Here is a 26,465-nt window from a genome sequence, read left to right on the forward strand (position 1 = left end):
CGCTGTCCTCCACACGATGCCTACCGACATAGAGCGCTGCCATGAACGATAACGACCTGCGCCTCACGGCGCCCGATGCAAGTCTCTACAACGCCGATCTGGCGCCGCTGCCCCATGCCGAACGCCGCTGGGGCGCCTTCGAGATCTTCAATGTCTGGGCCAACGATATCCAGAGCCTGTTCGGCTATACCCTGGCCGCGTCATTGTTTCTGAGCTACGGCCTCAACGGCTGGGCGGTCATGGCCGCCATCATCCTCGCCGGCCTGGTGGTCATGGTGCTGGTCAACCTGACCGGACGCCCCAGCGTCAAATACGGCATTCCGTTTCCGGTGGTGGTACGCGCCAGCCTCGGCGTGCACGGCGCCAACCTGCCGGCGATGCTGCGCGCGGTGATCGGCATCTTCTGGTACGGCGTGCAAACCTACTTCGCCTCCACGGCCGTCACGCTCTTGCTGGCCGCGCTGGGCGTGCCGGAGGGCGGCCAGTTCCTGGGGCTGTCGAGCGTGGCTTGGCTGGCCTTCGTGGTGGTGTGGGTCTTTCAACTGGCGATGTTCTGGGCGGGCATCGAGCGCATCAAGCACTTCCTCAACTGGGCCGGGCCGCTGGTCTACGCGGTCATGATCGTGCTGATGGGCGTGGTCTGGTGGCAAGCCGGCGCCTCGCTGCTGCCGGCCATCGGCAACATCTTCAGCGGCAACAGCGACGCCGCCGGCAGCGCCGTCGGTGCCTTTTTCACCGTTGTCGGCACCATGATCGCGTACTTCGCCGCGGTGGTGATCAACTTCGGCGACTTCGCGCGCTTCGTGAAAAGCGAGCGCGCCATGCGGCTCGGCAACTGGCTCGGGCTGCCGCTCAACGTCGCGGTGTTCTCGTTCATCGCCCTGATCATCACCGCCGGCACGCTCGCCTTGTTCGGCGAGGCACTGACCAACCCCTCGGACATCGTCGACCGCGTCGATAGTCTGCCGCTGACGATCGTCGCCGCGCTGACCTTTTTCGCTGCCACCGTGGGTATCAACCTGGTCGCCAACTTCATTCCCCCCGCCTATGACTTGTCCAACCTGTTCCCGCGCCGCATCAACTTTCGGATCGGCGGGCTGATCACGGCGATCATCGCCTTCTTCATCGGGGCCTTGTGGGTCAGCGTGATCAGCCGGATTGGCATTCCCGGCTTCGTCAACGCCATCGGCGCCGTCATTGCGCCGTTCTACGGCATCATCGTGATCGACTACTACGTCATCCGCCGAGGCCGACTCGACGTTCAGGCGCTGTTCTCCACCGCACCGGGCAGTGCCTATTACTATCAGAATGGCTGGAACCGACGCGCCCTGATCGCCTTCGCCGTCGGCGCGCTGTTCTCGCTGGCCTCGGTCTGGGTGCCGGCGCTCGCCGCGCTGGAAGGGTTCGCATGGCTGCTCGGCGCGAGCCTGGGAGGTGCGTGCTACTACGCCCTGATGCGCGGGCACGACGTGTCCACCGCCCCGCCGGGAGTGCCATGAAGGCCTGCGATATCTTGAATGTCCCGCCGGCGACGGCGGGGCATCAGCCGAGCGCGCCGTCGAAGATCCGCTTCAGGTCCGGGGTTTCTTCAGGCGCCTCGGCAATGGAGAGCGAGGCTTCGATGGCCTTGAGGTGGCGCTGCATGAAGGCGCGGGCACGCTCGCCGTTGCCGTTTTCGAGGTGGCGGATCAGTTCGTCGTGGTCGTGCGACTCGCAACCGAGGTGGCCGGTGTTGCCGTAAACCGCCAGGATCAGCGACGAGCGCGAGCATAACCGGCCGACGAATTCGCTGAGCGTGGCGTTGCCCGCCAGCTCGGCCAGACGCACATGGAAGGCCGCCGACAGCTTGATCGCCTCGCTCTGCTTGCCGGCCTTGAGTGCCTGACGCTCGCGGCGCGCGTCGTCGCGCAGCCGCGCCACATCCGCCGCCGTGGCCCGCTGCACGACCTGCTCCATCAGCCCGCACTCGACCAGTTGCCGCGCGGCGAAGACATCGCGCGCTTCCTCGGCGGTCGGCCGCGAGACGCTCGCGCCGCGACGTGGCGTCAAGGTGACGAGATGCTCCAGGGCCAGGCGTTGCAGGATCTTGCGGATGCCGGTGCGGCTGACACCGAAGACGTCCGACAGGGCATCCTCGCGCAGACGCGCACCGGGCTGCAGGCGATGTTCGATGATGGCGTCGCTGATCGCACGATAGATGGCGTCATGACGCTGCGCACCGTCGCCGGCCTTGCCCTCGTTGCGACGCGTTTTCTTGGCGGCATGCGCCTGACGTGACTCGCTCATTCACGGCTCCCGAATGCATTTGCGCTGATCATCGCATTGCCCGCCCGACATCAGCTACCGCGGTAGGTGGAATAACCGAAGGGGGACAGCAACAGCGGGACATGGTAGTGGGCGCCCGCATCGTCGATGCCGAAGCGCAGCGGAATCCGCGCCAGAAAGCGCGGCCCCGTCGGCGGGACCTCGTCCTGGCGATCGAGATACTCGCCGGCCTCGAACAGCAGCTCGTACTCGCCCACCCGGAAGGCTTCGCCCTCCAGCAGCGGTCCATCGCAACGGCCATCCTCGTTGGTCACGAACTCGCCCAGCGCCTGGCGGGTGTCGCCATCGAGCCGATACAGCGACAGGCGCATGCCGCGTGCGGGGCAGCCCCGAGCGGTGTCCAGAACGTGCGTGGTGAGATAGCCCATGGTCACTCCTTGCGATCGTCGGCGGGCATCGAGCGGCAGCCCGGGATGGACGCCCGTGGCGCCACCGCTTACCCTGATTTTTGTATACAACAATCCCGAACAACATAGCATCAGGAGACGCGCATGCGCCATGCCCTGCTCTCGCCGCGCCCCACGCAACTCGACCGCGAGGCCTTCGTGGCCGCGTATGGCGGCATCTACGAACACTCTCCGTGGATCGCCGAAGCGGTATGGGACGCCGGCCTCGACACCCGCCACGACAGCCCCGCGGGTCTCGCCGAGGCAATGGCCGCCGTGCTTGACGCCGCCCCCGCCGAGCGCCAGCTCACGGTCATCCGCGCGCACCCCGACCTGGCCGGCAAGGTCGCGCTGGCTGGCGGGCTGACCCAGGCCTCGAGCCAGGAACAGGCCGGTGCCGGGCTCGATCAGTGTACCCCGGACGAGCTGGCCCGCTTCGAGCGCCTGAACGCCGCCTACCAGGCACGCTTCGGCTTTCCCTTCGTGATGGCGGTCAAGGGCTACCACCGTCACGAGATTCTCGATGCCTTCGAGCTCCGCCTCGCGCATGGGCCCGACGAGGAACGCCGTTCCGCCATCGCGCAGATCCATCGCATCGCGCGACTACGCCTGGACGCCCATGCCACCTGAAGGCCGTCCTGCATCGGAATGAGCGGCAGCGTGCGTCTTTGGTGGGCTGGCGAGGCAGCGGAATTCATGGAAGAATTTTCCATGAATGCTTCGTGAGAGAGAGCCAGGCGTGACGGAAAGCAAACGCAAGACGGTCGGACGCCCCGCCGGCAACGGCAAGGCCGCCAGCGGCCACAGCCAATCGCTGGTGCGGGGCCTGAATATCCTCGAAGGGCTCGCTGCCGCTCCCGGTGGGCTGGCCCTGTCCGATATCGCCCAGATCGTGGGTCTGGCCCCGTCGACCACGCACCGCTTGCTGCAGGCGCTCCACCAGCAGGGCTTCATCGCCCAGGACGCGGAGATGGGCGTGTGGCATATCGACGCCAAGACATTCCGCGTGGGCAATGCCTTCCTCGAGGCACGCGATTTCGTCGCCACCGCCCGCCCCTTCCTGCATCAATTGACGGCGGAGACCGGGGAAACCGCCAACCTGGGTATCCGGGATCAGGGCATGGCCGTGTTCCTCGCCCAGAGCGAGTCGCCGCAGATGATGCGCATGATCACGCGGCTGGGCTCACGCGCCCCGCTGCACGCCTCGGGCGTCGGCAAGGCCCTGCTCGCCTGGCTGCCGCGCGACGAGGTCGAGCGCATCCTCCACACGCGCGGCCTCGACAAGGTGACGCCCAATACCCTCGACACCCCATCCCGCCTGCGCGACGCCCTCGGCGAGATCCGCCGCCAGGGCTATGCCTGCGATCGCGAGGAACACGCCATCGGCCTCAACTGCGTTGCAGCGACGCTGCACGACGAGAACGGTCTGCCGCTCGCCGCCATCTCGGTGTCCGGTCCCGCCGCACGCATTCCCGAAGCACGGCTCGCCGAACTCGGCGGCCTGGTGAGCCGAGCCGCCCGCGAGATCACGGCGCGCCTGGGCGGGCGACTGCCCGGCGCTCAGGACTGAGCAGACAGGCTAATTTAGTCTCAGCCTTCTCATTAGAAACCTCTCACTATCGTTGCTTGATTGGCTGGGGCTTCTCTTCCACCCGCGTCATGAACGACCTGGCGTACTTGGCGGCCCGCGAAGGATAACGCCTGTCGCCCATCTGATCATCGGGGAACCTGCAGCGACAGAGCTGATGGGGTATGCACTTCCCTACTAGAACCCCCTATCAACATGAGCCTGATTCACTTTTAGGTGGGAATTCTTCATTGGTGGTGGAAGCCACGGGGCTGCCAAAATGCGGCCTCGATTGAAGACGCACACCACCCCCGAGGCATTCATCCATGACGCAAGACCTGATCACCCAACGACTCGACCAGGGCCCGCTTATCTGTGCCGAGGGCTTTCTGTTCGAGCTCGAACGGCGCGGTTATCTCTCCGCTGGTGAGTTCGTGCCCGAAGTGGCGCTGTTGCGCCCGGACGCGCTGGAAGCGCTGCATCGCGATTTCCAGCATGCGGGGTCGGACGTCGTTCAGGCGTTCACCTACAACGGCCACCGCGAAAAAATGCGGGTGATCGGCAAGGAAGAGCTGCTGGAACCACTGAACCGGGCTGCGTTGAAGATCGCTCGCAAGGTGGCCGATGAAAAACCCGGCAACCTGATGGCCGGCAACATCTCCAACAGCAACGTCTGGGACCCGGAAGATCCGGCCGCCCAGCAGAGCGTGCGCGCCATGTTCGACGAGATGGTGCAATGGGCCGTCGAGGAAGGCGCCGATTTCATCATCGCGGAAACCTTCTACTATGCCGGCGAAGCCGAAGCGGCCCTGGCAGCGATCAAGGCCCAGGGGCTGCCTGCCGTCGTCACCCTGGCGCCGATGGCCGAGAACCGCATGGTCGATGGCCCCGGCATCGTGGAAACCTGTGTCGCCCTCGAGCAGCAGGGCGCCAGCGTGGTCGGCCTGAACTGCTTCAGAGGGCCGGACACCATGCGCCCCTGGATCCAGCAGATTCGCGACGCCGTTACCTGCCATGTGGCGGCACTGCCGGTGACCTATCGCACTACCGAGCAGGAGCCGACGTTCTTCAACCTCTCCGACAATCAGGGATGCAGCTGCCCGGCGCCCCACGGACGCGCCTTCCCGACCGCCCTGGACCCGCTGTTCTGCAACCGTTACGAGCTCGGCGCCTTTGCGCGCGACGTTCATGCCCTGGGGGTCAATTACCTCGGCGTATGCTGCGGGGCATCGCCGATGCACGTGCGCGAAGTGGCCATGGCCGTGGGGCGTGAACCGGAAGCCGCCCAATTTGCTGAGCGCATGGAGAACCACTTCATGTACGGCTCCCATGAGCGCTTGCCGGAGCATATCGCCGCCCTGGGGGAAAAGGCCTAAGTCATTATTCATGATGAATCGGTTGCTCGGCTCCATAACCACCGAGCAACCGATGTATCTCATGTCAGAGACGGTCGAACGTCAGATAAGCGTTCAGGGGCAAGATCGATCTGGACCAACATGGTCCAGATAGCCCCGCCCCAGGCGGCCTGGGGCGGTGGCAAGAAAAGCGGAATAGGCCATGAACGTGATCCCCAGGGCCTGACTGCCTAGCAGGAATTGAAGCAGGTGATGGCGCCCGTAGAGGCCTGAGCGCCTCACCGAAAGCGATGATCGCCCCCCTCTCTCGGTTCAGGTATTGAGGATCACGCCGCCGTTGAGATGCAGCGTCTGGCCGTTCATGTAGGAAGACTCCTCGCTGGCGAGATAGACGTAGGCGGGGCCCATTTCACTGGGCTGGCCGGCGCGGTCCATGGGCACCTGGCCTCCGAAGCCGGCGACCTTGTCCTCGTCGAAACTGGCGGGGATCAGGGGCGTCCATACCGGGCCAGGGGCGACGGCGTTGACGCGAATGTCGCGATCCACCAGGGACATCGCCAGCGAACGCACCAGCCCCTGGATGGCTCCCTTGGTCGCCGTGTAGTCGATCAGCGTGTCATTGCCCTTGAAGGCATTGACCGATGAGGTGGCGATGATGGTGTCGCCCTCGTGCATGTGGGGCAGCGCGTACTTGGCCATGTAGAAATGGCTGAAGACATTGGTCTGGAAGGTCCGCTGTACCTGGTCGTCGGGAATCTGCGTGACATCGTCCCAGTCATACTGCTCGGCGGCGTTGTTGACCAGGATATTGACCGCGCCGAAGCTCGCCAGCGTCGTGTCGACCACATGGCGACACAGCACCGGGTCGCCGACATCGCCTTGCACCAGGACGCACTCGCGCCCCTCGGCTTCGACCAGCGCCTGGGTATCCTCGGCGTCGCGCGCTTCGTTGAGATAGACGATGACGCAATTGGCGCCCTCGCGGGCGAAATGCACTGCCACGGCACGACCGATGCCGCTGTCGCCGCCGGTGATGATGGCGACCTTGCCGTCGAGCTTGCCGGTGCCGCGATAGCTGTCGCGGATGTACTCTGGCTCGGGCCGCATGGCATGTTCGTCGCCGGGCTGGTCGGCCTGTTCCTGCGCGGGGAAGTGTTGCTCGCCCATGTCATTCGCTCCTTGAATGGTGGGAACTACCATGTCTCACCATAGAAGCCGCCGACGTCCAGGCCAAGCGAACCGTACCGGTCGGGCGCCGCATCGCGTTCGCTGAAAGCAACGGATGAAGCCGGGGTCCGGGATGCGTACACTACGCGCAGCGATCCCCTGCGCCACTTGCGAGGCTACCGATGAGTCCCCACCTGCTTTCCGTCGATTCCCTGTCCCGCGATTACGTCGAACACCTGATGCAGCTCGCCGGCCGCATGGAGCCCTTCGCCCAACGGCGCAAGGTGACCCGCGTGCTTGAGGGCGCGGTGCTCGGCAACCTGTTCTTCGAAGCCAGCACGCGGACCCGCATCAGCTTTCACGCGGCGTTCTCGCGTCTCGGCGGCAGTGTCTGCGACACCACCGGCTTCACCTTCTCGTCGATGGCCAAGGGCGAGTCCCTCTACGACACCAGCCGCGTGATGGGCGGTTACGTCGATGCCATCGTCCTGCGCCACCCCGACCAGGGCGCCGTGGCGGAATTCGCCGAGGCCACGCGAGTGCCGGTGATCAACGGCGGCGACGGCCCCGGCGAGCACCCCAGTCAGGCGCTGCTGGACCTCTACACCATCGAGAAGGAATTCACGCGCCTGGGCAAGCGTCTCGAAGGCGCGCACCTGCTGCTGACCGGCGATCTCAAGCATGGCCGCACCGTGCACTCGCTGATCAAGCTTTTGTCGCTGTTCGACCCGCTGCGCATCACGCTGGTATCGCCCCCGGGGCTGGAAATGCCGCGTCACTTGATCGATCTGGTTGCCTCGCGAGGCCATCGTGTGGAGCAGCGCGAGAGCCTGGCCAACGATTTCGGCGACCTCGACGTGATCTACACCACGCGTATCCAGAAGGAGCGCTTCACCGACGAGATGTCGGAGACCTTCGCCGGCATCTCCCAGGACTTCATCGTCGATCGCGCCTTCCTCGACAAGCGCTGCTCGCCGACCACCATCGTCATGCACCCCCTGCCGCGCGACAGCCGTCCCGGCGCCAACGATCTCAACGTCGACCTCAATGGCGACCCGCGCCTGGCCATCTTCCGCCAGGCCGACAATGGCATTCCCATGCGCATGGCGATCTTCGCCAACCTGCTGCGCGTCGAGGATTACATCGAGCGCGACGCCCAGGACGTGCGCTGGTTCGTGCCGCCGACCTTCGGCGTCGACGACCGCACGTTGTAGACCCGAGCGCCCCGGGCCGGCGCAGACGGTTGTTCTGCCAGGCCTAGGGGCGCGCCTGCCAGAACAGCGAGAACAGCTCCGACTGCGAGTTGATGCCCAGCTTGGCGTAGAGATGCTTCTTGTGGGCGCGTACGGTTTCCACCGAGATCGCCAGCCGTCGGGCGATCTCCTTGGTCGAGCTGCCGCCCAGCATGAGCTGGCTGACCTCGCGCTCCCGCTCGGTCAGTGCGTAGCGTGAATCCAGCTCGCGCGGCGTGCCGGGACGGGGATGCCAGGGATGCGGCCCCGGCGGCGTGCCGTCCTCGCCCTCGAACTCGAAATGCATGCGCTGGCGCATCAACGCCAGCATCCAGGGCTGGATGAGGCTCAACAGTCCCAGCGCGGCATGATCGAAGGCCCGGGTCGACCCCAGCGAGAGACACAACGTGCGCTCGGCGTCGAGCGGGCAGTTGAACTGCACCTCGTCGGCGACGATGTTGCGCTGGAAATAGCGCTGATAGTACTCGGTGTGGCGAAAGCGCTGCGGCGCCACGTCGGCCAGGGTGTAGAGCCCCTCGCGGGCACGCCCCTTGGCGTCGATGTAGAACGGGTCGAGCAGGTACAGGCCACGCTGGTAGTCCTGGAAGAGCGCCTCGTCGGCGCCATCGTCCTCGTCGCTTTCGGCGAGGATCCGGGGCGGCCGATGATGGTGGAAGATCAACGCCACCCAGGTATCGAAGGCAAGGTGCGCGCCGATCGTGCGGACCGCCGCCAGCCAGAAATCGGGGGCATCCAGCGACGCCGCCAACCCGCCGAAGGCACGGTGCCAGGCCAGGCTCTCCAGGCTGGTCCGGCCGGGGGCGGACGTTGCCGGCTGCGGCTCGCTTGTCATGTCGCTCTCCTCGGCGCTCTTCCAGGCATGCTCTTTGGCCCTCTTTTCGGCACGCTACCGACCATGCTCTTCACAACGCTCCTCGCTCCCCCCGCAGGGGTAACCCCGTCGGGGAATGGTCACCGCCGTGTGATGACGGATACTGAAAGGCATCCGATACCGACAGCCATACAATACCTTCGGAGTTTTTCATGCAGATAGCCTTGGCACAACTGGCCGGGCGCGAGGGTGACATCGCGTACAACCTCTCGCGGACGCTGGCCTGCCTACGCGACGCCGACGCCGAGACATCCCTGATTGTCTTTCCCGAAACGCACCTCACCGGTTTCGCCGAACCCGGGCACGTCGAGGATCGCGCCCTGGCGCTGGAGGGGCCTGAGCTCAACGCCCTCGTCACCGCCAGCCGCGAGCAGGACACCGCGCTGGCCGTGGGCTTTCTCGAGCGCGACGCCGAAGGCGTCTTCAACACCACCGTACTGATCACCCCCGAAGACGGCATCGCGCTGCGCTATCGCAAGGCGCACCTGTGGCCGGACGAACGCCAACTCGTCGGCGAGGGTCACCGCGTGGGCTGCGTCGAGTGGCGCGGCCTCCAGGTGGGTCTCTTGATCTGCTACGACCTGGAGTTCCCCGAGCCGGCGCGGGCACTGGGGCAGCTCGGCTGCGACCTGCTGCTGGTCACCAACGGCAACATGGACCCCTACGGGCCGGTGCATGCGCGCGCCGCCCAGGCCCGCGCGCAGGACAATCATTACTTCGTCGCCATGACCAACCGCGCGGGAGAAGGCGCGGGGCTGACCTTCGCCGGCGAGAGCGCACTGGTCGCCCCGGACGGCGAGACGCTGTTCCGCGCCGAGCGCGAGGAAAGCGTGACCACGCTGCAGCTCGACCTGCAACGCTTGCCGGCGGCACGGCGCGATTACGACTACCAGCAGGACTGCCGCATCGGGCTGCAGGGCCGGCGCGAGGATATCGGGCGCGGCCGCTACTGGCATTTCTGATCCCAGGCACTCGCAACCCTCCCTCAACCAGTCGCAACGACCACGAGTCGCAACAACCACAATCAGGAGGCGACAATGAACCAAATGAAGAAGACCCTCTCCCTGGGCCAAGTCGTACTGTTCGGCCTGGCGTACATGACGCCCATCATCGTGCTGGGCACCTTCGGCGTGCTCGCCGTCACCACGGAAGGCGCCGTCTCGGGCGCCTACCTGGCGGCGCTGATCGCCATGCTGTTCACCGCGCACAGCTATGGAAGAATGGCCAGCGCCTACCCGGTGGCCGGCTCCGCCTATGCCTACGTGCGCCACGCCATCAACGACCGCCTGGGCTTCATCGCCGGGTGGGCGATCCTGCTCGATTACCTGTTCCTGCCCATGGTGATCTGGCTGATCGGTGCCGCTTACCTGCATTCGGCGTTTCCCGCCGTGCCCACGCCATTGTGGCTGCTGGCGTTCATTGCCGTTACCACGGTGATCAACATCCTCGGCCTCCGGCTCGCCAGCGTGGTCAACAGCGTGATGATGCTGGTGCAGATCCTGGTCCTGGTCGCTTTCGTGGGGTTGAGCATGCACTACGTGCTGGGCGACCCCACGCAGCCCTTCTGGAGCCTGACGCCGTTCCTGGGCGCTGACTCGGCCGCGACCCTGCCGGTATTGATGGCCGGCGCCGCCGTGGCCTGTTACTCCTTTCTGGGCTTCGATGCCGTCACCACGTTGACCGAGGAAACCAAGGACCCGCAACGCACCCTGCCGCGTGCCATCCTGTTGATCACCTTGATCGGCGGCTTGATCTTCGTGGTGGTGTCGTATTTCGTGCAGCTCGCCGCGCCGGGGCATGATTTCGCCAACCCCGACGCCGCCGCCTACGAGATCGCCCGCAACATCGGCGGCGACATCTTCGTCTCGATCTTCTTGATCGGGCTGGTGGTCGGCCAGTTCGCTTCCGGCATCGCCGCCCAGGCCAGCGGCGCGCGCCTGCTCTACGCCATGGGTCGCGACGACGTCCTGCCGAAGCGCTGGCTGGGCAAGTTGAGCCGCTTCGGCACGCCGCTGGGCGGCCTGCTGCTCAGCGGCGTGGTCGCGCTACTGGCGCTGACCATGGATGTGCTCTCGGCGGCATCCTTCATCAACTTCGGCGCCTTCCTGGCCTTCGCCCTGGTCAATCTCTCGGTGATCTTTCACTACTACCTGAAGGAACGCCGGCGCGGCGGCATGGAAACGCTGTGGTTCCTGATCTGCCCGCTGATCGGCCTGGGCGCGATCCTGTGGCTGATGCTGAGCCTGGATCACCTGGCGATCATGCTGGGCGGGGCATGGCTGGCCTTCGGCCTGGCATGGCTGGTCTGGCTGACGCGCGGCTTCAGCCGGCCCACGCCGGAACTGCATATGGATGGTTGATGCGCACGCCACCGATCGCGCATGACATCACGACCGGCTCCTGGCCGGTCGTGGTGCGTCACGGCATGCGTTGCAGGAAGGTGTCGTCGGCGAAGAAGCTTTCCAGGATCAACTGCGCGGCGATGCCGTCCACGCCATCGTCACGATAGTTGCCGCGGTGCCCGGCGTCGCGGGCGATGCGCTTGGCGGCACGCGTGGAGCCGCGTTCGTCGAACACCTCCACCGGCTTGCCGAAGCGCCCGTGCAGGCGATTGCCGAACTTGCGCGCCCGCCGACTCATGTCCGACTCGGTGCCGTCCATGTTGAGCGGCAGCCCCACCACCAGCAGGTCCGGCTGCCACTCCTCGAGCAGCGCCGCGATCTGCTGCCAGTCGGGGATGCCGTCACGCGCGGGCAACGGCGCCAACGCCGTGGCGCTGCCCAGCATTTCGTTACCCACCGCCACGCCGATGCGCCGCGTCCCGAAGTCGAACGCCAGCACCAGCCGTTGTCCGGCCTCGGCCATCAGGAATGCCCCGCCTCGCGGCTCATCAGGTTCAGGTCGATGCCGAGTATCCCCGCCGCCGCGCTCAGGCGCTGCTCCGCGTGGACCTCGAACAGAATCGAGGCATCGCCTTCCACGGTCAGCCAGGTGTTCTGCTTGAGTTCGTCCTCGAGCTGACCGGCCTGCCAGGCGGCGCAGCCAAGGCAGACGATGAAGTCTTCCGGCCCCTGGCCGTTGGCGATCGCCTTGAGCATGTCCATGGAAGTGGTCAGCGCGATGTCGTCGGCAACCTGCAGGCTGGAGTCCCAGGGCAGGCTCGAGCCGCGATGCAGGATGAAGCCGCGATCCTTGTGGACAGGCCCGCCGTAGTGGACCGGCATCTCGCGACACGGACACTCGACGGCATCCAGTTCCAGCTGCTCGAGCAGCGCATCGAGCGTCAGCTCCATGGGCCGATTGACGATCACGCCCATGGTGCCGTTTTCATCGTGATCGCAGAGATAGGTCAGCGTCCCCTTGAAATTGGGGTCGTCGAGATGCGGCATCGCCAGCAAAAAATGGTGCTTCAAGCTTTGCATGAGCCTCCCAGGCGTCGAGGCGCGCCTCGCCTCTAGCGCACGCCGAAATTGGTGCCTTTCACGGCGATTGTATCACTCCCCGGCACGGGGCTCGCCATCATGCGACGGCGCGTCCCGCTCAAAAGCGCCGGGCGATGGCCTCCATCAATTGACCACCGATATCCGTGCCGCGCTGCGCGTCGATTTCGCGCACGCAAGTGGGACTGGTGACATTGATCTCGGTGATGTAATCGCCGATCACATCGAGCCCCACGAAGATCAGTCCCTTCTCGAGAATCGCCGGCTTGACCTGCTCGATCAGCCAATGGTCGCGGTCGGTGAGTTCGCGAGCCTCGCCACGGCCGCCGGCCGCCAGGTTGCCACGCGTCTCGCCGGCGCTGGGAATGCGCGCCAGCCCATAGGGCACCGGCTCGCCGTCAATCAGCAGGATGCGCGTGTCACCGGCCTGGATCTCGGGCAGATAGCGTTGCGCCATGATCTGGCGCGTGCCGCGCTCGGTGAGCTGCTCGATGACCGAGCCCAGGTTCCGGCCTTCCGGCGTGATGTGGAAGATACCGCTGCCGCCCATGCCATCCAGCGGCTTGAGGATCACGTCGCCGTGCCGGGCGTGGAAGTCGCGCAGCACGCCGTCGTCACAGGACACCACGGAGGGCGGAATGCACTGCGGGAACTGCTGTGCGAAGAGTTTCTCGTTGCTGGTCAACAGCGCCTGCGTCGGGTTGACCACCAGCACGCCCTCGCGCTCGGCGAAGCCCAGCAAATGCACGGCATTGAGGAAATGGCCATCCACCGGCGGGTCCTGGCGCATCAGGATCACGTCGAGCTCCGCCAGCGGCGCGGCCCGCGATACGTCGAGCCGGTACCAGGCCTCGGGGTCGCGATAGGCTTCCAGCGCGCGCATGCGGCCCATGGCGCGTCCGCCTTCCAGGTACAGGTCTTCGGGCTCGAGGTAGTACAGCGACCAGCCGCGCTCCTGGGCGGCCCACAGCATGGCCAGGGTGGTGTCTTTCTTGTAGGCGATATCGGCGATGGGGTCCATCACCACGCCGAGCTTCAAGGCGCGCTCGCTCATGATCGGTCTTCCGGGTAAGGAATGGATGCGCGCAGTATGCCGCAGCCGTCAACGGAAGACCAAGACGCCGGCGACGCCTCAGTCGGACGAAGCGTCGTCGATCGCCTCGCGCGTCAGGCGGATGCCTTCCGCCTCGATGGTGATCAGCCGTTTCTTGTAGAGCCGACCCACGGCCTGCTTGAAGGCGCTCTTGCTCACGCCCACCCGCGCCTTGATCTCGGCGGCGGGGGTCTTGTCGCCCAGCGCCACGAAGCCGCCGTGACAGCGCAGCAGTGCCAGCACCTTGTCGCCGACCACATCGAGCCCCGCCTCGCCGGGCGGCAGCATGGCAAGGTCGAGACGCCCATCCTCGCGTACGCGCTTGATGTACCCCGTCAGCCGCTGACCGCGCCGCGGCGGATGGACGATGTCATCCGCGTACAGAAGCCCCCAATAGCGGTGATCGACCACCGCCTTGAAGCCCAGGTCGGTACGCTCGGCGACCACCAGCGCCACCTGATCGCCGGCCTTGAGGTCCGTGGCCTCATCGGCCAGGAAGCGATCGAGCCGCATGGACGCCACCGGCCGTCCCTGGGCGTCTTCGTACAGCATCACCAGCACGCGCTTGCCCACCTCCGGCCGGAAGCGCTGCTCGGCGAACGGCAGCAACACGTCCTTCGGCTGGCCCCAGTCGAGAAAGGCCCCGGTGGTATTGACCGCCACCACCTTGAGATACGCCACCTCACCGATACGCGCCAGGGGTGGGCGCGTCGAACTCGACGCACGCCGGCCGGGAGCGGAGGAACGCGGGGCGGGATCTGGGGAACGGGACATGATGGCGACCACTGACGAGAGATATGTCCTCATTATGACGCCGCCCGGCAACGCGAGCAAAGGGCGTTGCTTGGAGCGGCATCGTCAATGGCCGGCAGGCGATGCCATTCAGGACGCCCCACCGCGCGCCATCGTCTGGCTAGTGACGATCCAGAGAGTCAACGTTCTCGCCCAACTCGCTCGCCAGTTCTTCCACTAGGCCACGGACGGCAGGCGAATGGCTTTTGCGCCCCACTCTGAGGACATAAACGATCGTCGGAGGCGGCGTCAGTTCACGATCCATGATCACCATCTCCGGGGTGACATGCCGCTTGTTGATTAGCGAAATTCCCAGGCCCGCGTTCACGGCGGCCACCACGCCGGAGATGCTGGCGCATGTCATGACAGTCGAAAATCCCGGCGGCAGTGCCTGTCCGACTTCCATGGCCCAGTGCCGATAGAAACAGGCATCGTCAAAGGCGACCAATGGCAGTGGCCGCGTCATGTCGAGCGCGAGATCGGGCGATTTTACCCAGTGCAGTGGCTCCTTGGCGAGCACCACATCCGTTCCGCGCTGGTGATGCTCGAAGCGTTGCATCAGCCCAAGGTCGAGCTCGCCGTGATCGATCTGCTCTTCAATCGTCAGGCTCTGACCGACGCGTGTATGCACCGTGACCTCCGGATGACGCCGCGTAAAACGACCGAGGATGAGCGAAAGCCCATCGCTCGTCGTGTCCTCGGTCACGCCAAGCCGGATCTTTCCGCTCAGCGGTAACGCTCCCAGACTCATCACGGCCTCGTCGTGCAAGTCCAGAATACGCCGCGCATAGCGCAGCAATCGCTCGCCTTCCGGTGTGAACGGGGACTGCCCGGCACGCCTCGCCAGCAGCGCGCACCCGAGCCCATCCTCCAATCGTTTGAGCTTGTGCGACACCGCTGACTGGGACAGGGCCAAATGCTCTGCTGCCCGTGTGATGCCCCCGTGATCGGCAACGGCGCATAGCGCTTGCAGCGCGCCCATCTCAAGTCTGGAACTCATCGCACTCACATGACAAATATCGATTCATATATGTAAACAATCCATTTGAGTCATCTCGGAGCGTAACGCAGCCTATTGAACGACACCACCATTCCGTTACGCCCCCCTGCTAAAGGCACGACAGCCAGGAGCGAACCATGAAGCATCTCGCAACCGAAAACCTCTTGATCGATGGCCAGCGTATCGCCCACGGCGTTCACGGGAGCGGCGAGCCCGTCATCCTGCTGCACGGCACCCCCTCCTCTTCCTTCATCTGGCGCAACGTCGCGCCACGTTTGATCGAAGCGGGCTATCAAGTGCACGTATTCGATTTACTGGGTTACGGGCTTTCCGAGCGCCCTCAGGATCCGGCAGTCGATACCTCGATTTCCGCGCAGGTGCCGATCCTGGAAGCATTGATGGATCACTGGGAGTTGAGCACGGCTCATCTGGTCGCACACGATTTCGGGGGCGGCATTGCCCAACGGCTCGGGGTTTTCCATCCCCAGCGACTGCGCTCGCTGATAATGCTCGACGCGGTGTGTTACGACAGCTTTCCCTCGCCACGCACCCGGCAGCAAATGGCCAGCGGTCTGGAAGCCCTGATCAAGGCACCCGACGCCGAGCATCGCGAGCATTTCCGTGAATGGTTATTGACTGCCGTCCATGATCGACGCGCACTGATGGCCTCGGCACTCGAAACCTACCTTGACTTCATCAGCGGTCCCATTGGGCAACCCAGCCTCTTTCAGCACCAGGTGCGCCACTACGACCCCAAGCACACGCTGGAAATCGCGGACCGACTGCACGAACTCGGCAGCCTGCCGGTCAAGCTCATCTGGGGGGCGAATGACGCCTGGCAAAGCGTGGATTATGCCCATCGCCTGAAGGCGGACATCCCGGGCTCTGAACTCACCGTGCTGGATAACTGCGGCCACTTCTCTCCCGAGGATCAGCCGGAAGCGATCTCACGGTTGTTGGTCGACTTCCTAAACCGGCACCGGTAGGCGGGCTTTTCCTGCCTTTTTGCCGCCTCCAGAGGGGTGCCCGTGGCGAGTTTGAACGCGTCCGGTGACACAAGCAGCACCGGACGCACGCCTTCCCTTGTTCCCTCCTGGCAAGGATCAAGGCCGTGAAACTCATGACGCCACAGCCTTAATCGATTAAGCAAAATGGCCACTCAATAACGCCATCCAATGATCAAAGATGACATTTATTACATAAATTAACTCATTAAAACGAAAAGGAATGATTCAAGAGGCGAGGGTGACAGGCTCATCTAGAACCCAAGCAAAAACCATCGTCAAGCATAATTACTCCGCACGCTTTTCCACCAGAGAATCTTTCTCAGACATAGGTGCGCTTATAATCTTATCCAAACTCTCTATGGCCTTGAATGTGCAGGAGCAAGAAATGTTCTGACACTGATAATAGGCTTCCTTCATCGTTCTCGTGATATAGCGACTCGTTCTTGTGTGTGCCGATTTTCCACATACTGGACAGCGCATCATAGCGGGTGCCTTCCTTGGTGACAAGTACATTCACATAAGCCCTGTATTTATATAAAAACTTATTAATGCATGGCTTATAAGGGCATTTATAATCCAACTCAAACCAAGGCACAACAGGAACGTGGTTTTTCATTTCTCACACAACAAAATCCTGATATCGAAGCAACCATGTTGTATGAGGGATGACCAGACACCGTCCCCTTCAGGCACACAAATACTCATGTTTTTATAAAGCCTCACCCATCAACGTGAGCACTCAAAAATGTCTAACCAAGACAAGATCCAAACTACCTCTTGGTCTCGTGCAGATGCGCTTAAAGTGAAATTCGATGACCCGACAACGACTCAACCCGAGGTCGGACATGATTTTCCGGTACTGGATGACGACCTGTTCATCTGGGATACCATGCCACTCCGGAAACTGAATGGTGATGTCGTATCAGTCGATGGCTGGTCAATCATCTTCACTCTGACGGCTGACCGCAAGCCCGAAGAATTTACCTATAAAGACGGTAGTTACGATATTGCTTCCGATTGGAAGGACCGTCATGGGCGGGCACGCATATGCTACTGGTACGCCAAGGATAGTAAAAACTGGATCTTTGGCGGCCGTGTCATGCAGGAAGGCGTTTCACCGACCAAGCGAGAGTGGGCTGGCACGCCCATTCTGCTCAACGACAACGGTGATATGGAACTCTACTACACCGCAGTCAAGCCCGGGGCGACCATGGCGAAAGTCAAAGGTCGCATCGAAACCACGGAAACTGAAGTCAAGCTTCATGGCTTTGATGATGTAAAGGAGCTCTTCACTGCTGACGGTGTCTATTACCAGACTTTAGATCAAAATCCGCTCACCAACTTCCGGGACCCCGCTCCCTTCATTGATCCAGTTGACGGCAAACTTTACATGCTGTTCGAAGGCAATGTAGCCGGCAATATTGGTGAGCATGTCATCACTACCGAAGACATGGGTCATATCCCGCCTGGCTTTGAGGACGTCGGCGGAGCCCGCTTCCAGAGTGGCTGCGTTGGCATTGCCGTTGCGACCGATCTTACGGGGGATAGCTGGGAGCTCCTCCCACCGCTGGTCACCGCAGTTGGCGTTAATGACCAACTGGAGCGTCCACATTTTGTGTTCAAGGATGGGAGATACTACCTCTTCACCATCAGCCACCAGTACACCTATTCCGATGGTCTGGATGGTCCGGATGGCGTCTATGGCTTTGTCAGCGACTCCTTGTTTGGTCCGTTTTCGCCGTTGAATGGATCAGGCCTGGTACTGGGCAACCCGTCTTCTCAGCCGTTCCAGACCTACTCGCACTGCGTGATGCCGAATGGTCTTGTGACATCCTTCGTCGATAGCGTAGAGAAAGATAACAAGACCGAAGACTACCGCATCGGCGGCACTGAGGCACCGACAGTGGAAATCAAGATCGAGGGTAACAACACCTACGTCGTCAAGGAATACGACTACGGCTTTATTCCTCCGATGGGCAATGTTCTGACCAAATAAGTAAAACGCGAAACATGATGGCGGACTGTTCGTCCGCCATCATATAAAGGATGTGCCGAATGGATATTTCAAGTGCAATTGCAGTCGTGAAGGAATTATTTAAAGGAGACTCTCTTCTAGCAGGAATACTGATCTCCGCTGCCATATCGACATTGAGGGTTATTTCCAGGGGAGGTGGAAAGCTAGAGGTATTGATTGAGGCAATGCTCTGTGGCTTCTTGACCTTTGTATCTTACTCCCTGATGAATCATCTCGGTATTTCTGAGGGGCTGACCGTTACTGTCGGAGGCGTCATAGGTTTCATGGGAGTCAAGAAAATACGCTTCTTCTTGGATAAAGCAATCAGCAGCAAGGTATCATGACCATGTTGCATATAGAATGCAGCATCTTCCTTATCTCTTTCAACCATGAGTTGGTAAACTTGGCTGTCACCTTCAGCTTCTAACCCTCTCTTATGGCCACGTTATACTAAATGACCATGGCATGCGCAAAGCCGGATATAATTTAATAGCATATAAAGCCAACAGAGACCAGGGATTCAAAAATGTCAGCAGAGCATCTTGACATCGTCGAAGTGACGCACTCATCTATCCTACAAGAGGTCAATGAGCTTCTGAGCGAAGGGTGGAAATTGTTGGGGACCTCTCATGGGGTTGATGAGAACAGCTATCCAATTGTAATTTATGCATTGGGCCGTGAGAAACAATACGGGACCTAGAACAGGCACAAGAAACAACACACCCAGCATGTTATGGCCTGTGAAGCGGATGGCAACCGAGCCCTCCGGGCCCTTGCGCCGAACAGCATTCGCCATGTTGGCTGCGCCGAGGCTGACTGAGCCCAGAGGCCTAGGGTGGAAAGGCCCCCGGGCGCCAGAAAGAAGCGTAGAGCGATTGCCGAACATCAAGCGTTATCGGAACAATAATATATACCGCCACCATGATACATCTTATATGACCTCTACTCGCTGTGACCACGGATTCGAGTAAAACACCTTCAGTGAAGGTCTTTACTCGAATTTATTGCGATCCTGACATGCGCCCGCGCATCTGCTCACGCTGCTCCTCAGTCAACAAATCCTGAATTTTGTTATGCAGGCGCACTCTATCGACCAGCATGTCGCCATGGAGGGTAGCCATTTTTCCATGCAGTTCCTTTATTTTCTCGGGATCAGGGCGCTCCGCTTGCATGAGCTGCATCATGTCATCATGCAGGTTCATCATTTCCTCCATCCGATCAAGTTGAGCAGAGCGGTTTTCCTGTCGCATCTCGCGCATGGTGCTCATCTGCTGCTCGTCGAGAATTCCGGACATCGCCCCCATACCGCTCATTATTGAGCAAGGCATCATGCCACTTTGGCCACCCATCATCATGCCGGAGCCCATGCCACCCTGGCCGCCCATCATCATGCCGAAACCCATACCGCCTTGACCGCTCATCATGCCGCCATGACTCTGGAAGCCTTGATGCATGCCTTGAGCAAAGAGGGTACTGCTCGCGGCACCAAGACTTAAGGCCAGTGCAATGGCAAAGATCTTTTTATGCTTGATCATGATATTTCCTCTCCTCATGTTGCGGGGCGCGAAGTCACTTTCTCACCACAAGGTAAGTAAGGTGGGGCAGCTTCTTTATAAGCTTACTCTCTACAGGCACCCCAAAGGTCAAGGAGAAAAAAGACAAATCTCTCCAAACTTGTCACAGGTCATTTTTCGGGCCTGAGCTCCCGCTTCGCTTCAGCTCGAAAGGTGTAAAAAACCAAACGATACCCTCGAAAAGGGTGATGTTTTATCCGTTAGCGTTGAAGCGGAGGGAAGCGGAAATCAAGGCGCGTCAGCTCCGGAAATGAGACGCGAGTGCTACTCACGCCAAATCGCCGAAGTGATACTGGAGCAGCGTGAGGGCAACGACGGGGGCGGTTTCGGTGCGCAGGATGCGCGGGCCGAGGGTCAAGGCGGCGAAGTCGGCGGCGCGGGCGGTGTCGATTTCGTTGGGCGATAGACCGCCTTCGGGGCCGACGAGCAGCGCGACGCGGGCGACGTCGCTGGCATGTCGCCAGGTGGTGTCGGTGGAAGGGTGCAGGACGAGGCGCAGCGTTTCGTCACGCCTTGCCAGCCAGGCGTCGAGCGTTTGCGGAGGATGCACGGTGGGTACGCGGCTACGCCCGCATTGCTCGCAGGCGCTGACCGCGACGGCTTGCCAGTGGGCGAGTTTCTTGGCTTCGCGCTCGCCCTTGAGGCGCACGTCGCCGTGCTCGGTGTAGAGCGGAGTGATGGCCGCCACGCCGAGTTCGGTGGCCTTCTGGATCGCGTAGTCCATGCGATCGCCCTTGGAGATCGCCTGGCCCAGGTGCACCGCCAGCGGCGATTCGGCACCTCCCTCGGTCACGGCGATGATCCGCACGCGCACCTCGCGGCGCCCCACGGCGACGATCTCGGCATCGGCTTCATGGCCCTCGCCATCGAACAGGCGCAGCGCCGCGCCCTCGCGCAGGCGTAGCGCGCCCGCCACATGGCGCGAGGCACCTTCGGGCAGGGTGAGCTCCGCTGCGGCGACCAGCGTGGCCGCCACATGAATGCGCGGTCCGGCCATCGCTTAGTGCGCGTTCTCGGCGGCTTCGCTCTCGCGCTTCTTCTTCTGCGCGTACATGCCCTCGAAGTTGACCGGCGACAGCATCAGTGGCGGGAAGCTGCCACGATTGACCAGGTTGTCGATGCACTCGCGCGCATAGGGGAACAGCATGTTGGGGCAGAACGCGCCCAGAGTGTGGTCGAGCTGGTCGTCGCTCAAGCCGGCGATGCGGAACAGACCGGCCTGTTCCACTTCGGCGAGGAATGCCGTGGCGCCGTCTTCGTTGTTGGTGACCTGAGCCGTCACCTTGACCACCACCTCGTAGAGATTTTCACCGACCTGCTTGTGGGTGGTGTTGAGGTCGAGCCCGACCTTGGGCTTGAACGCGTTCTGGAACACGCTCGGCGCGTTGGGCGACTCGAAGGAGATGTCCTTGACGTAGATGCGCTGCATCGAGAACTGCAACTGGTTCTGCGCGTCGTTGCCACCCTGAGCGGCCTGATTGTTGTCTTCCGCCATGTCGTACTTCCTTTGACTGAGCTATGCATGAGACACGGGGCCCGGCGTGCACCGCCCCGTCGGGATAACGATTACTTGCGCACCACCGGCAGCTCGTCGGACTGCCACTGGGTCATTCCGCCCTTCAGCTTGGTGGCCCGCGTGAAGCCCGCCTGGGTCAGTTGGCCCACAGCGGCGCCGGAGCTCTGGCCATGCTTGCACACCACCACGACCGGCTTCTCCTTGAACGCCTCGAGCTCCTTGAGACGATCGTTCAGGCGGCCCTGGGGAATGTTGCGCGCGCCGGCGATGTGCCCCGCCTTGAAATCCTTCACCTCGCGGATGTCGAGGAACAGGCCATCCTCGCGATTGACCAGCGCGGTGGCCTCGGACGGCGAGACGCCGTTGCTCGAGTTCCTGAGCTCGTAGGCGATCCACGCCACCAATACCACCAGAAAAGCGCCTGACAAAAGCAGGTGGTTCTGCACGAATTCGAATAGCTGATCGATCATGAGTGCGGATAACTCTCGTTGTATGTCGGTCGGGCCGCGTATCCAGTCGGGCCGCGCTCGGTCGAGTCGTCGTCGCTCGACGGACGACGCGTGACGCCCCAACGGGCGCCTTAGTATACATGAGCCACGGGCGGGCGTCCGGCCCCAGCGACTCGGCTGACGCCTCCCCGCGACTGCGTTATGATGCCGCAAGGAGACGTGAGTCGCGAACCCCGTGCGCGGTGTCACCGCCACCCGGGGTCATCGGCGTCCCGCCGCCGATGCGACGCCCATCAGATTCCCGCGAGGCATGTTATGGCAGATACCCACACCCAGCGTCCCCGTCCCGTCGCGCTGTTGATCCTCGATGGCTACGGTCAGAACGACGACACCGAGTACAACGCCGTCTACAGCGCCCGGACGCCGGTCATGGACGCGTTGAAGCAACGCTATCCCTCCGCCTTGCTGCACACCGACGGCAAGTATGTCGGGCTGCCCGACGGCCAGATGGGCAACTCCGAAGTCGGCCACATGAACCTCGGCGCCGGGCGCATCGTCTATCAGGACTTCACGCGCATCACCAAGGCCATCGAGGACAACGAGCTGGCCAGCAACCCCGTGTTGACCGCACCCATCGATGCCGCCGTGGCCGCCGGCCGTGCCGTGCACCTGCTCGGCCTGCTCTCGCCGGGCGGCGTGCACAGCCATGAGGATCACATTCTCGCCGTGGCCGCGCTGGCCGCCGAGCGTGGCGCCAAGCATGTCTATCTGCATGCCTTCCTCGACGGCCGCGACACCGCACCCAAGAGTGCCCGGGCCTCGCTGGAACGCGCCAACGCACGCCTCGCCGAGCTGTTCGGCGCCGACAACGCCTACGTCGCCTCGATCGTCGGCCGTTACTACGCCATGGACCGCGACAACCGCTGGGACCGTGTCGAGCAGGCCTATCGCGTTATCGTCGAGGGCGAAGGCTCGCAGGTCGCCACCAGTGCCGAGGCCGGGCTGGACGCCGCCTACGAACGCGGCGAGACCGACGAATTCGTCGCCGCCACCAGCATCCGCCCGCACGGCGAGCCGGTGCGCATGGCCGACGGCGACGCCGCATTGTTCCTGAACTTCCGCGCCGACCGCGCCCGCGAGCTCACCCGCGCCTTCGTCGAGGACGACTTCAGCGGCTTCACCCGCCAGGCACGGCCCAAGCTGGCCCATGAGGGCCTGGTGATGCTCACCGAGTATGCCGCCGACATTCCCGCGCCGGTCGCCTTTCCGCCCACCGACCTGGTCAACACCCTGGGCGAGACCGTCGCCAAGCGCGGCCTGAAGCAGCTGCGCATCGCCGAGACCGAGAAATACGCGCACGTCACCTTCTTCTTCTCCGGCGGCCGCGAGGACGAGTTCGAGGGCGAGCATCGCGAACTCATCCCCTCGCCGCAGGACGTCAAGACCTACGACGAGAAGCCGGAGATGAGCGCGTATGAGCTCACCGACAAGCTGGTCGCGGCCATCGACGCGGGCACGTATGACCTGATCGTGTGCAACTACGCCAATGGCGACATGGTCGGCCACAGCGGCAACTTCGATGCCGCGGTCAAGGCCATCGAGGCCGTGGACGACTGCCTGGGCCGGGTGATCGAGGCCATCGAGCGTGCCGGCGGCGAGTGCCTGGTCACCGCCGACCACGGCAATGCCGAGCAGATGGTGCACCCCGAGACCGGCAACCCGCAGACGGCCCACACCACCTTCCAGGTGCCGCTGATCTACGTCACGCCGCGTCAGGGCGCCACGCTGGCCGACGACGGCAGCCTGTGCGATCTGGCCCCGACCCTGCTGACGATGATGCACGAGCCGGTGCCCGAGGAAATGACCGGCCGAGTGCTGATCGGCAATACCTGAACGGTGTGCGTGCATTGCGGAGTCGGCGCATGACGACGCCAGTATCCAGCAAGCGAATCGCCATGGCCTGTGCCATGGCGATCTCGTGTGCGTGGCTATCCCCGCCCGTTGCCTGGGCGCAGGATTCTCCCGAGGAGGTCCGCCGCCAGCTCGAGGCATTGGGAGAGAACATCGAGCAGACGCAAGCTCGCCTGGAAGGCACGCGCGACGCCCGCGACGAGGCCCAGCGCGAGCTGCGCGAGGTGGAGACTCGACTGGCCGAGACGCACCAGCGCCTGATCGGGCTCCAACGCGAACAGGACCAGCTCGACCAGGAAGTCGCCGAGCTCAAGAAACGCCGCCAGACCCTGGAAATAGAGCGCCGCCACCAGCGCGAGGCGCTCGCCAAGCAGCTCAATGCGCTGTACCGGCTCGGCCCCACGCCGCAACTCAAGCTGTTGCTCAATCAGAGCGATCCCGCGCGACTGGATCGCCTGCAGCAGTATCTCAACCATCTCAACCAGGCGCGTCAGCAACGCCTCGATGCACTGGCCAAGCTCGAGGATCAGCTCGACGAGACGCAGCGCGCCCTGCAGTCTCATCAGGCGCGCCTGGACGACCTCGGCGACGAGCTCACCGCACGACGCGAGACCCTGAGCGAGCAGCGCGGCAAGCGCGAGACCATCCTCGCCCAGTTCAAGGAGCGCTACACCACCCAGCGCGCCAAGCTGGCCGCGCTCACCGACGACCGTGAAAACGCCGAACAATTGCTCGATCGCATGCGCGAGCGCCTCGAGCGTCTCGACCAGGCACCGCCTTCCACGCAAATCGAGCAGACCCAGGGGGACCTTCCCTGGCCCGTGCAGGGCGACATGCTCACCGGTTACGGCAACGGCGACGGTGTCGACCGCAACGGTATCCTCATCGGTGCCGCGTCGGGCACCCCCGTCTCCGCCGTGCATGCCGGGCGCGTGGTCTTCGCCGACTGGATGCGCGGTTTCGGCAACCTCGTGATCATCGACCACGGCGACAACATCATGACCCTGTACGCGCACCTGCAACGCTTCGCCGTCGGGGTCGGCGAACAGGTGGAGCGTGGCGCCACCATCGCCGCCGTCGGCGACAGCGGCGGCCGCGACACCCCGGCCCTGTACTTCGAGGTACGCGAGAACGGCGACCCCATCGACCCCGGCGACTGGATCGCGCGGCGCTGAGACGCACGATGCGTCACACCAGCAGGCTGGATTGCGCCGACCCATAAAGGCTATGCTGGGGCTCGGCGCGCGTGGGTTCGCCTTCGCCCCGCCACGGCCCGTCCCCGGGGCCGACCGACACGAGCCCGTTCCGCCGCGTTGTGGAGACCGCATGACTGCAAGCCAATCCCGTTCCCCGCGCCTCGTCGTGCGCCATTGCCTGCACCTGGGCATGGCCCTGGCGATCGGTGCGCTGACCCTGCCGCTGCCCGCGCATGCCCAACAGCCGGCCGGCGACGACGCCCTGCCCGTGGAAGACGTGCAAACCTTCGCCGAGGTCTTCGAGCGCATCAAGCGCGCCTATGTCGACGAGGTCGACGACACCACGCTGATGCGCAACGCCATGCGCGGCATGCTCGGCGAGCTCGACCCGCATTCCGCCTATCTCGATGCGGAGTCCTTCGAGGCACTGCGCGAAACCACCGAGGGCGAGTTCAGCGGCGTGGGCATCGAGGTCGGCATGCAGGAAGGCCAGTTGACGATCATCGCCCCCATCGACGACAGCCCCGCCGCACGTGCCGGACTCCAGGCACAGGACGCCATCCTGCGCATCGACGACACGCCCACCGAGAGCCTGTCGCTGCAGGAGGCCGTGGAAATGATGCGCGGCGACGAAGGCGAGGAGATTCGCCTGACCATCCTGCGCGAGGGCGAGGAAGCCCCGCGCGAGGTCACGCTGACCCGCGAGACGATCCGCACCGACAGCGTCAAGCATGAGATGCTGTCGCCGGGCTACGGCTACCTGCGCATCAGCCAGTTCCAGAGCCGCACCGGCGAACAGGCCCGCGATGCCATCGCCGCACTGCGCGAGGAAGGCGACGGCAATCTCAAGGGCCTGGTGCTGGACCTGCGCAACAATCCCGGCGGCGTGCTCGACAGTGCCGTCGATGTCGCCGACCTGTTCCTCGACAGCGGGCTGATCGTCTATACCGAAGGCCGCCTGGCAGACAGTGACATGCGCTTCTCGGCCTCTCCCCAGACCAGCGCCCCGGACGTGCCCATGGTCGTGCTGATCAACGGCGGCAGTGCCTCGGCGGCGGAGATCGTCGCCGGTGCCCTGCAGGACCAGCAACGCGCCGTGCTGATGGGCACCGAAAGCTTCGGCAAGGGCTCCGTGCAGCAGGTGCTGCCGCTCAACAATGGCGACGGCCTGAAGCTGACCACCGCGCTCTACTACACGCCGGACGGCCGCTCGATCCAGGCTCAGGGCATCGCCCCGGACGTCGAAGTCGTGCGCGGTCGCCTCGAGGTCGCCGAAGCCACCGGCCTGAGCATCCGCGAGTCGGATCTCGAGAATCACCTGCGCAACATCAACGGCGAGCGGGAACGCACCGAGCGCGAAAGCTCCCTCGCCGAAAGCGACTACCAGCTCGGCGAAGCCCTCAACCTGCTCAAGGCCCTCAACGTCCTGCCCCGTGCCCAGAGCGGCAACTGACGCTCCACTCGCACCTGAAACGCAAACGCCCCCGTGCCGTGATTTTGCAATAAACGGCGCGGGGGCGTTGTGGTTGGGGCCTTGCTGAAAATCAAG

Annotated in this window: 27 protein-coding genes; 13 read left to right on the plus strand and 14 right to left on the minus strand. The window is 63.4% G+C overall.

Annotation, left to right across the window (positions count from 1 at the left end; all coding sequences use genetic code 11):
- The first annotated feature begins 41 nt into the window (after window positions 1-41).
- On the plus strand, window positions 42-1,499 hold the full coding sequence (locus ABGX75_RS01750; RefSeq protein WP_347410848.1) for an NCS1 family nucleobase:cation symporter-1: 1,458 nt from the start codon (window positions 42-44) through the stop codon (window positions 1,497-1,499).
- 43 nt (window positions 1,500-1,542) lie between these two features.
- Here the strand turns inward: ABGX75_RS01750 and ABGX75_RS01755 are convergent, their stop codons facing one another.
- Together ABGX75_RS01755 and uraH are read right to left on the minus strand one after the other, a co-directional pair.
- Window positions 1,543-2,286 carry a GntR family transcriptional regulator gene (locus ABGX75_RS01755; protein WP_035414002.1) on the minus strand — a complete coding sequence of 248 codons (744 nt, stop codon included), beginning with the start codon at window positions 2,284-2,286 and terminating at the stop codon, window positions 1,543-1,545.
- A 50-nt stretch (window positions 2,287-2,336) separates the two neighbouring features.
- On the minus strand, window positions 2,337-2,693 hold the full coding sequence (uraH, locus tag ABGX75_RS01760; protein ID WP_011505378.1) for a hydroxyisourate hydrolase: 357 nt from the start codon (window positions 2,691-2,693) through the stop codon (window positions 2,337-2,339).
- Between the two features lie 123 nt (window positions 2,694-2,816).
- Between uraH and uraD the strand changes: the two genes are divergently transcribed.
- The 3 genes from uraD to ABGX75_RS01775 all read left to right on the plus strand — a co-directional run bounded on the left by uraD (window position 2,817) and on the right by ABGX75_RS01775 (window position 5,654).
- A complete protein-coding gene (gene uraD / locus ABGX75_RS01765; RefSeq protein ID WP_347410847.1) occupies window positions 2,817-3,341 on the plus strand; it encodes a 2-oxo-4-hydroxy-4-carboxy-5-ureidoimidazoline decarboxylase in 525 nt (174 codons plus the stop codon).
- Window positions 3,342-3,450: 109 nt separating this feature from the next.
- The gene (locus tag ABGX75_RS01770; protein WP_128689564.1) at window positions 3,451-4,281 is read left to right on the plus strand and encodes an IclR family transcriptional regulator C-terminal domain-containing protein; all 831 of its coding nucleotides are present in this window, start codon (window positions 3,451-3,453) and stop codon (window positions 4,279-4,281) included.
- 323 nt (window positions 4,282-4,604) lie between these two features.
- Window positions 4,605-5,654 carry a homocysteine S-methyltransferase family protein gene (locus ABGX75_RS01775; protein ID WP_287124463.1) on the plus strand — a complete coding sequence of 350 codons (1,050 nt, stop codon included), beginning with the start codon at window positions 4,605-4,607 and terminating at the stop codon, window positions 5,652-5,654.
- Between the two features lie 291 nt (window positions 5,655-5,945).
- Here the strand turns inward: ABGX75_RS01775 and ABGX75_RS01780 are convergent, their stop codons facing one another.
- Window positions 5,946-6,800 carry an SDR family oxidoreductase gene (locus ABGX75_RS01780; protein WP_011505374.1) on the minus strand — a complete coding sequence of 285 codons (855 nt, stop codon included), beginning with the start codon at window positions 6,798-6,800 and terminating at the stop codon, window positions 5,946-5,948.
- A gap of 182 nt (window positions 6,801-6,982) precedes the next feature.
- On the opposite strand from ABGX75_RS01780, the gene pyrB reads away from it, so the two are divergent.
- On the plus strand, window positions 6,983-8,014 hold the full coding sequence (gene pyrB, locus ABGX75_RS01785; RefSeq protein ID WP_011505373.1) for an aspartate carbamoyltransferase: 1,032 nt from the start codon (window positions 6,983-6,985) through the stop codon (window positions 8,012-8,014).
- Window positions 8,015-8,057: 43 nt separating this feature from the next.
- On the opposite strand, the gene ABGX75_RS01790 is transcribed toward pyrB, so the two are convergent.
- Entirely contained in the window at window positions 8,058-8,885 is an 828-nt protein-coding gene (locus ABGX75_RS01790) for a LuxR C-terminal-related transcriptional regulator (protein WP_179152446.1), read from the minus strand.
- Window positions 8,886-9,076: 191 nt separating this feature from the next.
- Between ABGX75_RS01790 and ABGX75_RS01795 the strand changes: the two genes are divergently transcribed.
- Together ABGX75_RS01795 and ABGX75_RS01800 are read left to right on the plus strand one after the other, a co-directional pair.
- A complete protein-coding gene (locus ABGX75_RS01795; RefSeq protein WP_011505371.1) occupies window positions 9,077-9,886 on the plus strand; it encodes a carbon-nitrogen hydrolase family protein in 810 nt (269 codons plus the stop codon).
- 75 nt (window positions 9,887-9,961) lie between these two features.
- Window positions 9,962-11,284 carry an APC family permease gene (locus tag ABGX75_RS01800; RefSeq protein WP_347410846.1) on the plus strand — a complete coding sequence of 441 codons (1,323 nt, stop codon included), beginning with the start codon at window positions 9,962-9,964 and terminating at the stop codon, window positions 11,282-11,284.
- A 58-nt stretch (window positions 11,285-11,342) separates the two neighbouring features.
- On the opposite strand, the gene ruvX is transcribed toward ABGX75_RS01800, so the two are convergent.
- From ruvX to ABGX75_RS01825, 5 genes are all read right to left on the minus strand, one after another.
- A complete protein-coding gene (ruvX, locus tag ABGX75_RS01805) occupies window positions 11,343-11,789 on the minus strand; it encodes a Holliday junction resolvase RuvX (protein ID WP_011505369.1) in 447 nt (148 codons plus the stop codon).
- Entirely contained in the window at window positions 11,789-12,346 is a 558-nt protein-coding gene (locus ABGX75_RS01810; RefSeq protein WP_347410845.1) for a YqgE/AlgH family protein, read from the minus strand. Before ABGX75_RS01810 ends, ruvX begins: the two co-directional genes overlap by 1 nt.
- Before the next feature lie 118 nt (window positions 12,347-12,464).
- On the minus strand, window positions 12,465-13,418 hold the full coding sequence (gshB, locus tag ABGX75_RS01815) for a glutathione synthase (protein WP_110060980.1): 954 nt from the start codon (window positions 13,416-13,418) through the stop codon (window positions 12,465-12,467).
- 78 nt (window positions 13,419-13,496) lie between these two features.
- Window positions 13,497-14,231, minus strand: a complete 735-nt coding sequence (locus ABGX75_RS01820) for a S1-like domain-containing RNA-binding protein (protein WP_043557815.1) — start codon at window positions 14,229-14,231, stop codon at window positions 13,497-13,499.
- Window positions 14,232-14,370: 139 nt separating this feature from the next.
- A complete protein-coding gene (locus tag ABGX75_RS01825) occupies window positions 14,371-15,249 on the minus strand; it encodes a LysR family transcriptional regulator (protein WP_347410844.1) in 879 nt (292 codons plus the stop codon).
- A gap of 137 nt (window positions 15,250-15,386) precedes the next feature.
- Between ABGX75_RS01825 and ABGX75_RS01830 the strand changes: the two genes are divergently transcribed.
- Complete coding sequence (locus ABGX75_RS01830; protein ID WP_179152443.1) at window positions 15,387-16,235, plus strand: alpha/beta hydrolase; 849 nt, start codon at window positions 15,387-15,389, stop codon at window positions 16,233-16,235.
- Between the two features lie 306 nt (window positions 16,236-16,541).
- Here ABGX75_RS01830 and ABGX75_RS01835 read toward each other — a convergent pair whose 3' ends face one another.
- On the minus strand, window positions 16,542-16,769 hold the full coding sequence (locus tag ABGX75_RS01835) for an ogr/Delta-like zinc finger family protein (protein WP_347411442.1): 228 nt from the start codon (window positions 16,767-16,769) through the stop codon (window positions 16,542-16,544).
- Between the two features lie 232 nt (window positions 16,770-17,001).
- On the opposite strand from ABGX75_RS01835, the gene ABGX75_RS01840 reads away from it, so the two are divergent.
- Together ABGX75_RS01840 and ABGX75_RS01845 are read left to right on the plus strand one after the other, a co-directional pair.
- The gene (locus ABGX75_RS01840) at window positions 17,002-18,252 is read left to right on the plus strand and encodes a glycoside hydrolase family 68 protein (RefSeq protein ID WP_179152441.1); all 1,251 of its coding nucleotides are present in this window, start codon (window positions 17,002-17,004) and stop codon (window positions 18,250-18,252) included.
- Window positions 18,253-18,311: 59 nt separating this feature from the next.
- Window positions 18,312-18,614, plus strand: coding sequence for a phage holin, lambda family (locus ABGX75_RS01845; RefSeq protein ID WP_179152440.1), 303 nt, complete (start codon window positions 18,312-18,314; stop codon window positions 18,612-18,614).
- Window positions 18,615-19,271: 657 nt separating this feature from the next.
- Here the strand turns inward: ABGX75_RS01845 and ABGX75_RS01850 are convergent.
- The 4 genes from ABGX75_RS01850 to ABGX75_RS01865 all read right to left on the minus strand — a co-directional run bounded on the left by ABGX75_RS01850 (window position 19,272) and on the right by ABGX75_RS01865 (window position 21,830).
- Entirely contained in the window at window positions 19,272-19,805 is a 534-nt protein-coding gene (locus ABGX75_RS01850; RefSeq protein WP_179152439.1) for a Spy/CpxP family protein refolding chaperone, read from the minus strand.
- Between the two features lie 307 nt (window positions 19,806-20,112).
- A complete protein-coding gene (locus ABGX75_RS01855; RefSeq protein WP_179152438.1) occupies window positions 20,113-20,841 on the minus strand; it encodes a 16S rRNA (uracil(1498)-N(3))-methyltransferase in 729 nt (242 codons plus the stop codon).
- A gap of 3 nt (window positions 20,842-20,844) precedes the next feature.
- Window positions 20,845-21,339, minus strand: a complete 495-nt coding sequence (gene secB / locus ABGX75_RS01860) for a protein-export chaperone SecB (protein ID WP_011505359.1) — start codon at window positions 21,337-21,339, stop codon at window positions 20,845-20,847.
- 71 nt (window positions 21,340-21,410) lie between these two features.
- Window positions 21,411-21,830 carry a rhodanese-like domain-containing protein gene (locus tag ABGX75_RS01865; protein WP_011505358.1) on the minus strand — a complete coding sequence of 140 codons (420 nt, stop codon included), beginning with the start codon at window positions 21,828-21,830 and terminating at the stop codon, window positions 21,411-21,413.
- A gap of 294 nt (window positions 21,831-22,124) precedes the next feature.
- Here ABGX75_RS01865 and gpmI point away from each other — a divergent pair, with 294 nt between their 5' ends.
- The 3 genes from gpmI (at window position 22,125) to ABGX75_RS01880 (ending at window position 26,369) form a co-directional block, all read left to right on the plus strand.
- Complete coding sequence (gene gpmI / locus ABGX75_RS01870) at window positions 22,125-23,702, plus strand: 2,3-bisphosphoglycerate-independent phosphoglycerate mutase (RefSeq protein WP_287124472.1); 1,578 nt, start codon at window positions 22,125-22,127, stop codon at window positions 23,700-23,702.
- A 29-nt stretch (window positions 23,703-23,731) separates the two neighbouring features.
- The gene (locus ABGX75_RS01875; RefSeq protein ID WP_301968669.1) at window positions 23,732-24,895 is read left to right on the plus strand and encodes a peptidoglycan DD-metalloendopeptidase family protein; all 1,164 of its coding nucleotides are present in this window, start codon (window positions 23,732-23,734) and stop codon (window positions 24,893-24,895) included.
- Between the two features lie 151 nt (window positions 24,896-25,046).
- On the plus strand, window positions 25,047-26,369 hold the full coding sequence (locus tag ABGX75_RS01880; RefSeq protein ID WP_179152435.1) for a S41 family peptidase: 1,323 nt from the start codon (window positions 25,047-25,049) through the stop codon (window positions 26,367-26,369).
- Window positions 26,370-26,465 lie beyond the last annotated feature (96 nt).

It is taken from the genome of Chromohalobacter sp. (assembly GCF_039830575.1).
GTDB lineage: Bacteria > Pseudomonadota > Gammaproteobacteria > Pseudomonadales > Halomonadaceae > Chromohalobacter > Chromohalobacter israelensis.

Bases quoted from the DNA above. Each gene is read 5' to 3' on its own strand.
- ABGX75_RS01750 (WP_347410848.1), top strand. From the start codon at position 42: ATGAACGATAACGACCTGCGCCTCACGGCGCCCGATGCAAGTCTCTAC.
- ABGX75_RS01755 (WP_035414002.1), bottom strand. From the start codon at position 2,286: ATGAGCGAGTCACGTCAGGCGCATGCCGCCAAGAAAACGCGTCGCAAC.
- uraH (WP_011505378.1), bottom strand. From the start codon at position 2,693: ATGGGCTATCTCACCACGCACGTTCTGGACACCGCTCGGGGCTGCCCC.
- uraD (WP_347410847.1), top strand. From the start codon at position 2,817: ATGCGCCATGCCCTGCTCTCGCCGCGCCCCACGCAACTCGACCGCGAG.
- ABGX75_RS01775 (WP_287124463.1), top strand. From the start codon at position 4,605: ATGACGCAAGACCTGATCACCCAACGACTCGACCAGGGCCCGCTTATC.
- ABGX75_RS01780 (WP_011505374.1), bottom strand. From the start codon at position 6,800: ATGGGCGAGCAACACTTCCCCGCGCAGGAACAGGCCGACCAGCCCGGC.
- pyrB (WP_011505373.1), top strand. From the start codon at position 6,983: ATGAGTCCCCACCTGCTTTCCGTCGATTCCCTGTCCCGCGATTACGTC.
- ABGX75_RS01790 (WP_179152446.1), bottom strand. From the start codon at position 8,885: ATGACAAGCGAGCCGCAGCCGGCAACGTCCGCCCCCGGCCGGACCAGC.
- ABGX75_RS01795 (WP_011505371.1), top strand. From the start codon at position 9,077: ATGCAGATAGCCTTGGCACAACTGGCCGGGCGCGAGGGTGACATCGCG.
- ABGX75_RS01800 (WP_347410846.1), top strand. From the start codon at position 9,962: ATGAACCAAATGAAGAAGACCCTCTCCCTGGGCCAAGTCGTACTGTTC.
- ruvX (WP_011505369.1), bottom strand. From the start codon at position 11,789: ATGGCCGAGGCCGGACAACGGCTGGTGCTGGCGTTCGACTTCGGGACG.
- ABGX75_RS01810 (WP_347410845.1), bottom strand. From the start codon at position 12,346: ATGCAAAGCTTGAAGCACCATTTTTTGCTGGCGATGCCGCATCTCGAC.
- gshB (WP_110060980.1), bottom strand. From the start codon at position 13,418: ATGAGCGAGCGCGCCTTGAAGCTCGGCGTGGTGATGGACCCCATCGCC.
- ABGX75_RS01820 (WP_043557815.1), bottom strand. From the start codon at position 14,231: ATGTCCCGTTCCCCAGATCCCGCCCCGCGTTCCTCCGCTCCCGGCCGG.
- ABGX75_RS01825 (WP_347410844.1), bottom strand. From the start codon at position 15,249: ATGAGTTCCAGACTTGAGATGGGCGCGCTGCAAGCGCTATGCGCCGTT.
- ABGX75_RS01830 (WP_179152443.1), top strand. From the start codon at position 15,387: ATGAAGCATCTCGCAACCGAAAACCTCTTGATCGATGGCCAGCGTATC.
- ABGX75_RS01835 (WP_347411442.1), bottom strand. From the start codon at position 16,769: ATGTACTTGTCACCAAGGAAGGCACCCGCTATGATGCGCTGTCCAGTA.
- ABGX75_RS01840 (WP_179152441.1), top strand. From the start codon at position 17,002: ATGTCTAACCAAGACAAGATCCAAACTACCTCTTGGTCTCGTGCAGAT.
- ABGX75_RS01845 (WP_179152440.1), top strand. From the start codon at position 18,312: ATGGATATTTCAAGTGCAATTGCAGTCGTGAAGGAATTATTTAAAGGA.
- ABGX75_RS01850 (WP_179152439.1), bottom strand. From the start codon at position 19,805: ATGATCAAGCATAAAAAGATCTTTGCCATTGCACTGGCCTTAAGTCTT.
- ABGX75_RS01855 (WP_179152438.1), bottom strand. From the start codon at position 20,841: ATGGCCGGACCGCGCATTCATGTGGCGGCCACGCTGGTCGCCGCAGCG.
- secB (WP_011505359.1), bottom strand. From the start codon at position 21,339: ATGGCGGAAGACAACAATCAGGCCGCTCAGGGTGGCAACGACGCGCAG.
- ABGX75_RS01865 (WP_011505358.1), bottom strand. From the start codon at position 21,830: ATGATCGATCAGCTATTCGAATTCGTGCAGAACCACCTGCTTTTGTCA.
- gpmI (WP_287124472.1), top strand. From the start codon at position 22,125: ATGGCAGATACCCACACCCAGCGTCCCCGTCCCGTCGCGCTGTTGATC.
- ABGX75_RS01875 (WP_301968669.1), top strand. From the start codon at position 23,732: ATGACGACGCCAGTATCCAGCAAGCGAATCGCCATGGCCTGTGCCATG.
- ABGX75_RS01880 (WP_179152435.1), top strand. From the start codon at position 25,047: ATGACTGCAAGCCAATCCCGTTCCCCGCGCCTCGTCGTGCGCCATTGC.